The organism is Alkalibacterium sp. (assembly GCF_046484155.1).
In the GTDB taxonomy this organism is placed as follows: domain Bacteria; phylum Bacillota; class Bacilli; order Lactobacillales; family Carnobacteriaceae_A; genus Alkalibacterium.
Genome location: NZ_JAWOBT010000124.1, coordinates 1 through 7,402, shown reverse-complemented (window position 1 = coordinate 7,402; position 7,402 = coordinate 1). Strand labels below are relative to the sequence as shown.

Below are 7,402 nucleotides of genomic sequence, written 5' to 3'. Positions count from 1 at the left end.
CAGGAGCTTGGCATGACCAACATAGAGATGGAGTCTATGGAAGAGTATGAAGACATAGCGACGCATGATCAGTACAAAAGAGCTCTACTTACAGGACTTCCAGAAGAAGAGGCCTTCGACTTGATCAGTCAGCGGAGCCGTGACAATTCCCGGACGCCGATGCAGTGGGACGATTCAGAGCAGGCGGGATTTTCAGCGGGAGAGACCACGTGGCTAAAAGTTAACCCCAATTACACTGAGATAAATGCTGAAAAGGAAAGTCAGGACGATGGATCTGTTTTGAACTATTATAAAAAACTGATCCAACTCAGAACGAATAGCGACTACAGGGACGTGATCGTTTATGGGAAATTCGTGCCAGATAGAACGGCAAACGATCAGACCATTGTGTATGAAAGAGTATGGCAGGACACCAAACTACTGATAGCGATCAATTTCACCAACGAAGAGCAGTCGATCACCATTGATAAAAACTATTCGCAGGTTGTATTGAGTAATTATGAGAAGGTCATGATCAACGAGAAACTATGTCTTCGCCCATATGAGAGCATGGTTTTAGCGAATGGTTGAAAACAACGGAGCAGAACATACTCCCTTTTTGCTTTGAATACTGAAAATCTTATGTTACAAAAATTACAGAAAAAAGCAAATATTAGCCACTGATTTCCAAATAATGATACCGGTATCATTATTAATGGATTCTATTGAGTAATAGGTCAATTTGTTATATATTTATAATTGTAAACACTTACATAAGTATATGTAAGTAAAAAGAAAAAAGGGAGGAAATACAATGTTCAAAGGTAATTATTTATATAAAGGATTAGTCTTGCTTTCAGCTGCCGGTATCCTGGCTGCATGTGGCGATGATGCAGACGCCCCGGGAACAGACGGTGCAGATGATAACGGGAATGGTGGGTCTGAAGAAGAAATCAGCTTAGCCATTATGCAGGGTAAAGTCGAGTTCAACAACCAATTCAATGAACTTGCTGAAATGTATATGGATGAAAATCCAAATGTTTCGATCGAAATCACTTCGGTTGGCGGCGGGACAGACTACTTTACACAATTGACGACTCGTTTTTCTGCTGGTGATGAACCGGATATTTTCAGTGTAGCGGGCCCTAATGAATTTGAACAGATGGCTGAGTATTTAGCTGACTTATCCGATACCGATGCCGCCAATGCTGCTTTGCCAGGCACTCTGACCGACGTGACCGGTGAAGATGGCGTCGTTACGGCCCTTCCTTACAACTTAGAAGGTTATGGTTTTATTTACAATAAAAATGTCTTTGAAGCCGCAGGGATCGATGCTGAAGCCATCAGTACCTATGAAGATTTGGAAGAGGCTGTTCAGACCATAGACAGTCAAAAAGATGAGTTGGATATCGAGGCCGTTTTTGCTTTCCCTGGAGCCGAAGCATGGGTACCAGGAAACCATTTATCAAATGTCTACTTGACACATGAATTTGATGAAAACGTAAATGAAGCCTATAATGCTGAAACCGTTGAATTTGAAAAAGGTGATGAATTCCAGCGTATGCTTGACTTACAAGTGGATTATTCGGTCGGACCTGTGTTGAGTTTAGACTATTCTCAACAAGTGGAAGAGTACTTCTCATTAGGACAGGTCGCTATGATTCAGCAAGGGAACTGGGTATATCCTACGCTTGAACAAATGGATCCTGATTTCGCTGAAAATGGTGTCGGAATGATTCCAATTCCGCTGGAAGGTTATGAAAACCAATTACCCGTTGGTGTACCCAACTATTGGGCAGTCAACAGCAACAAAGACGATGCAACTGTGCAGGAAGCTAAAGATTTCTTAGACTGGATGTACCTTTCTGATGAAGGAAAAGATTTTGTTATCAACGAGTTCAACTTCATCCCAGCCTATGAAGGTTATGATGAAATGGAAATTAGCGATCCTTTATCACAAATCGTTTACGACTATTCTGAAAGTGGCGACACGATCGGATGGGTATTTAACGGCTATCCAACAGGATGGACAAACAATGAGTTTGGACCTAATATTCAGGCATATATTGCTGGCGAAATGACTTGGGACGAAATGGTTGAAAATTCGATTTCTGCCTGGGAATCTCTTAAATAAAAATTTTAAAGGGGCCATATTCTATTTCTATATATGGCCCCTTTTTTCTTTAAAATATGAGTAGTCAATGAATAGTTAAGAAAGGAAATGAGCTATGAAAAATAAAGAACTGACTTTCTGGTTGTTTATTACACCAGTTTTACTGAGCTTGTCTTTGGTTGTTATCGTACCTGTTTTCATGGGTCTATTCTATTCATTCACTGATTGGAATGGACTGAACTTCAATAATATTATCGGGTTTGCACATTACAGGCGTTTATTAGAAGATGAACAGTTTAGAAATTCGTTACGGTTCACTTTCATATTCACTTTTGTCAGTGTCATCATCCTGAATTTTGTTGGTCTTGGTTTAGCCGTACTTGTAACCAGCAAACTGAGATCACGAAATATTCTCAGGACCGTATTTTTCATGCCTAATCTAATCGGAGGCTTGATATTAGGCTTTATCTGGCAGTTTATTTTCATTAGAGTTTTTTCTGCAGTAGGCGATTTTACCGGTATCCAGGGATTATTGGGCTGGCTTTCAACACCCGAAACTGGGTTTTGGGGACTTATCATTTTAACCGTATGGCAACAAGCCGGCTATATCATGATCATCTATATTGCCTACCTGCAAGGTATCCCAAAAGAACTGATTGAATCGGCAAACATAGACGGTGCGACCTCTTTTCAAAAATTCAGACACGTTATCTTTCCGTTGATTGCACCTGGATTTACGGTTTCAATGTTTTTAACGTTATCCAGTTCGTTTAAAATTTATGATCAAAACTTATCCTTAACAGGTGGGGGACCATATAATTCAACACAAATGGTCGCCATGAACATAGTGGACACTGCATTCTCCAGTAACCAGATGGCGTATGGTCAATCTAAAGCAGTTATATTCTTTATTATTGTAGCGATCTTTTCGCTGTCACAAGTCTACTACAGTAAGAAAAGAGAGGTTGATTTATAATGGAAAAAAATGTGTATGAAAAGAGAAAAAGAAAATACTTAATTATTGAAGTCATAGGTTTACTGATGGGTTTAGTCTGGGTTTCGCCATTCTATCTTATGTTAGTTAACAGTTTCAAAACACCTAGAGAAATCTTTTCTAACGTGTTGAATTTTCCAGATCAGTTTAATTTTGACAATTACGTTGTCGCGTTCGATGATTTGAACTTCATTCGCTCATTTTTCAACTCGCTATTGATCACCCTGGTGAGCGTGTCCGTCATTGTGCTGTTTTCTTCAATGGCAGGTTATGCACTGGCCCGGAACAAGAGTCGACTAAGTGGCATCATTCTGCTAGTATTTGTCGGCGCGATGCTTATTCCTTTTCAGTCGGTCATGATCCCTTTGACAGCCAATTTCGGAAGAGTTGGGATGTTGAACAGGTACGGATTGATCTTTATGTACTTAGGATTTGGTGGGAGTTTGGCCTTATTCCTTTATCACGGTGCAATGACCACCGTATCCATATCGATGGATGAAGCAGCCATTATCGATGGAGCCAATAAATTTCAGATATTCTTTAAAATCATCTTTCCGTTATTAAGCCCCATTTCCGTTACGGTCGCTATATTAAACGTCATTTGGATCTGGAACGATTACCTCCTGCCTTCGCTTGTTTTAAGTCGTGAGAACGAGACCATTCCCATTAGAATGTTTTATTTCTTTGGACAATACACGAGACAATGGCACTTGGCTTTGGCGGGATTAACGATTGCGATTATCCCGGTCATCATCTTTTACTTCAGTGCTCAAAAGATAATAGTGGAAGGCGTATCTGAAGGCGCCATCAAGTAGAAGTTGGCAACGAATACTAAGAGCTGCTCACTTGTTATTTTAAATAGCAACTAGCGGCTCTTTCTATTTAAAAAAAATTCCATATGTTAATATAAAAATAGAACATAAGGAGGGATAATAGCGTTGAGCGAAAAAATCTATCTCGTGTTATATGAATTATCTATGTTGATAGCAAGGTTTACCATGATTAATGTCCTATGGATCATCGTTGATTTCCCGGTTTTTATCATCCTTATTCAAATAGCTTTAACTACTGAAGCGAGCAACTTGCTAGTCTTGCTGCCGCTCTTGTCACTGTCCCTGCCTGTTTTGTTTTTCCCGGGGACACATGCTTTAATCGGCTCAGCCAGAGAATTGATTCTGGAAGATGCATCGTTTAATCCGGGCACCTTTTTCAAGCATTATAAAAAAGGGTTTAAAAAGAGCTTCTTGATCGGAATGGTTTATACGAGCCTATTGACCGTGGGAGGCTATGTGTTTTTTATTACCTACCAAAGCAATCTCATATTTTCTATTATCCTGGTGGTACTTTTTTTCTACCTAAGTATTGTTGCCTTTTATCTGCTTTATTTAGATGCCCACTACGATATGTCAATGGATTGGAAAATAAAGCAGACGACCGTTTTCATTCTTAGACATCCCTTATTTGCATCAGGCAACTTTATTCTTTTTATAGCTTTGCATTACATTTTGTACTCAGTGAATTTCATACTATTTGTTTTATTGGGTACCACATTGACGGTATATGCAACCTATTACTTGTTTATCAGAAAACTCAGTAAAATCAATGCGAACGTATCATAATTTGAATGGGAGTGTACATATGTCAAAACAGGAAAAGAAATCTAAAAATGTTATTGAAGGCAACACCTACCGATTTACTGTCCTCACAAATAAATTGCTGCGCATGGAATATTCAGCAGAAGGCCTGTTTGAAGATCGTGCCACACAAATCGTAACCAATCGGGATCTGGGAGACGTGGATTTCGAACTCAAAGAAACCCATAAAATGCTTGAAATCATAACCGATTCATTTCACCTGCGTTATGTGAAGGAAAAAGAGTTTTCTCCAAAGAATTTATCGGTCGATGTAAGATACAACTATACAAATTACACGAACAGATGGTATTACGGTCAAACCATTCCAACGTTAAAGGGTGCTTTAAGAACCGTCGACCGCGTGGATGGCGAAGCCGAATTGGAAGAAAGCATTATTTCAAAATACGGTTATGCGACACTCGACGATTCCAAATCATTCGTCTTTGACGAGAACAACGATATAAAAGTTAAAAATCACGAGCAGACGGATGTTTATTTCTTTGCCTACGGGAGAGAGTACTTAAAAGCCGTTCAGGATTTTTACCGACTGTCAGGTCATCCACCGCTGCTGCCGCGGTATGCATTAGGCAACTGGTGGAGCAGGTACTGGAAGTATTCAGAAGAGACCTATCTAGAATTGATCAATAAGTTTGAATCAGAAAAAATCCCTTTATCTGTCAGCGTGATCGATATGGACTGGCATTTGACAGACGTGCCATCAAAATATGGCAGTGGCTGGACAGGCTACACGTGGAACAAGGAACTGTTCCCAGACCCCGAAAGATTTTTACAGACACTACAGGATAAAGGCTTGGCCGTAACGTTGAATGTCCATCCGGCAGACGGCATCAGAGCTTTTGAAGAGCAGTATGATGGGATCGCGGATAAGCTGAGTCTGAATACAGCTATAGAAGAACCGGCTGATTTTGATTTGATGGATGAAGATTTCCGCCAAGTATATTTCGAAGATGTCCATCATCCTCTGGAAGAACAAGGCGTCGATTTCTGGTGGATCGACTGGCAGCAGGGCGAATTCAGCAGCAGCGACATCGATCCGCTGTGGCTGCTCAACCATTACCATTTCGAGGACATGAAAAAGCGTGACGAAGATGAGTTGATCTTATCACGTTATGGCGGTCCGGGTAGTCACCGTTATCCTGTGGGCTTTTCAGGAGATGCCGTTATCACGTGGAACTCTTTGAGATTTCAACCATATCTCACAGCAACGTCATCAAATATCGGCTATACGTGGTGGAGTCATGATATTGGCGGCCATTATAAAGGATATAAAGATGAAGAACTGACACTCAGATGGTTCCAGTTCGGCGTGTTCAGCCCGATCAACCGTCTGCATAGCTCCAACAGTGCTTTTTCGGGCAAAGAACCTTGGAAGTACAGTTGCGTCATCAGGAAAAACATGACGTCATTCTTGAGACTGCGCCATGCGTTGATCCCGTATCTATATACTTTGAATGTTCTGAACAGTGAAAAAGGGATACCCGTCATTCAACCTGTTTATTACAAGTTTCCGCTAAAAGATGCGGCCTATGACATTAAAAACGAGTATTTCTTTGGGAGCGAGCTGCTTGTCTTACCGATAACAAGTAAAAAAGACGAAGAAACGGTATACGGCAGTGAACTCTTTTATTTCCCGAAAGGTTACTGGTTCGATGTATTCAGCAACTTCAGATATAAAGGGGAAGCCAAACTCAAAGTTTTCAGAGATGAAACGGCTATACCGGTATTTGCCAGAGAAGGCAGCATCATACCAATGGATCCGACGCCGACCGAAACGGATGCCCACGACCTTCCAAAAGACATGGAGTGGCTGATCTATCCTGGCAAAAAGAACACCTTCGAATTAGTTGAAGACAGCAACCATCAAAGAGCGGTAACAGTCTTCAACCTGAACTACTCAGAAGAATCCCTCTCTATAACAGTAAAAGACAAGGCGGCTATTCTACCTGAAGAGCGCAGACATATCATTCATTTCAATGCCTCAAACGAAGTAGGGATCGGTGACGTGCAAAACGGGGAAGTGGTTGAGCAGTCGTTCGACCCAACGTTGAACAGGACATCAGTCACTGTTGTGTCAGACAACACCAAAAAGATAACCATCAAATTCGAAAATTTCAGTATGATCAAAGAACAGGATATCAATAATGAACTTTATCAGCGCCTGGATAAAGCGCAAGTGGGTTATAAGTTGAAAGACTATTTATTGAACACTTTCAATAATAGCTTATCTGACTATAGTTTGATGGCTCTTATCAATGAGCTGGAAGAAGAGCATCTAAGTCAGTCCTTGTTTGAACTGTTGTATATCAAGAACAGTTGATCATCACCGAAATAGTTTGTTATTTCAAAATGAGCATATGTGAAACAGGCCCCGATTCGGAGGAATCGGGGCCTGTTTTTTCTGTTCGATGAATTTTTCATAATTAATAGTGACGCCGAGTCTTATGGATAGAGTTGAGGTGGTTTTGATCGGACCGAACTGGAATTAAAGAGCGGTTCGTTCCAGTTGGTAAGTGCAATCAGTAGATGAACTGAAGCTAGACGGCGTATAGGTGCAGTTTAAGTCGTTCATGCTGGGCGAACCGGCGCTAACGACAGTATTGGTGGAGTTGAAGGCAAAACAGGACGCTGAACTGCACGTAACCGCAGACTAACGGAAGTTGG

At 40.9% G+C, this 7,402-nt stretch carries 5 protein-coding genes and 1 pseudogene; all 6 read left to right on the top strand.

Annotated features, from left to right (window positions below; genetic code table 11):
* Positions 1 to 570 (top strand): annotated as a pseudogene (locus tag R6U02_RS09070) (oligo-1,6-glucosidase); the annotation flags it as partial.
* Between the two features lie 223 nt (positions 571 to 793).
* The gene (locus R6U02_RS09065; RefSeq protein WP_410263294.1) at positions 794 to 2,113 is read left to right on the top strand and encodes an ABC transporter substrate-binding protein; all 1,320 of its coding nucleotides are present in this window, start codon (positions 794 to 796) and stop codon (positions 2,111 to 2,113) included.
* A 94-nt stretch (positions 2,114 to 2,207) separates the two neighbouring features.
* Positions 2,208 to 3,068, top strand: a complete 861-nt coding sequence (locus R6U02_RS09060) for a carbohydrate ABC transporter permease (RefSeq protein WP_410263293.1) — start codon at positions 2,208 to 2,210, stop codon at positions 3,066 to 3,068.
* A complete protein-coding gene (locus R6U02_RS09055) occupies positions 3,068 to 3,901 on the top strand; it encodes a carbohydrate ABC transporter permease (protein ID WP_410263292.1) in 834 nt (277 codons plus the stop codon). The genes R6U02_RS09060 and R6U02_RS09055 overlap by 1 nt, the downstream gene beginning before the upstream one ends.
* A gap of 123 nt (positions 3,902 to 4,024) precedes the next feature.
* Positions 4,025 to 4,705, top strand: coding sequence for a DUF624 domain-containing protein (locus R6U02_RS09050; RefSeq protein WP_410263291.1), 681 nt, complete (start codon positions 4,025 to 4,027; stop codon positions 4,703 to 4,705).
* Between the two features lie 19 nt (positions 4,706 to 4,724).
* A complete protein-coding gene (locus R6U02_RS09045; RefSeq protein ID WP_410263290.1) occupies positions 4,725 to 7,058 on the top strand; it encodes a TIM-barrel domain-containing protein in 2,334 nt (777 codons plus the stop codon).
* Positions 7,059 to 7,402: the final 344 nt, after the last annotated feature.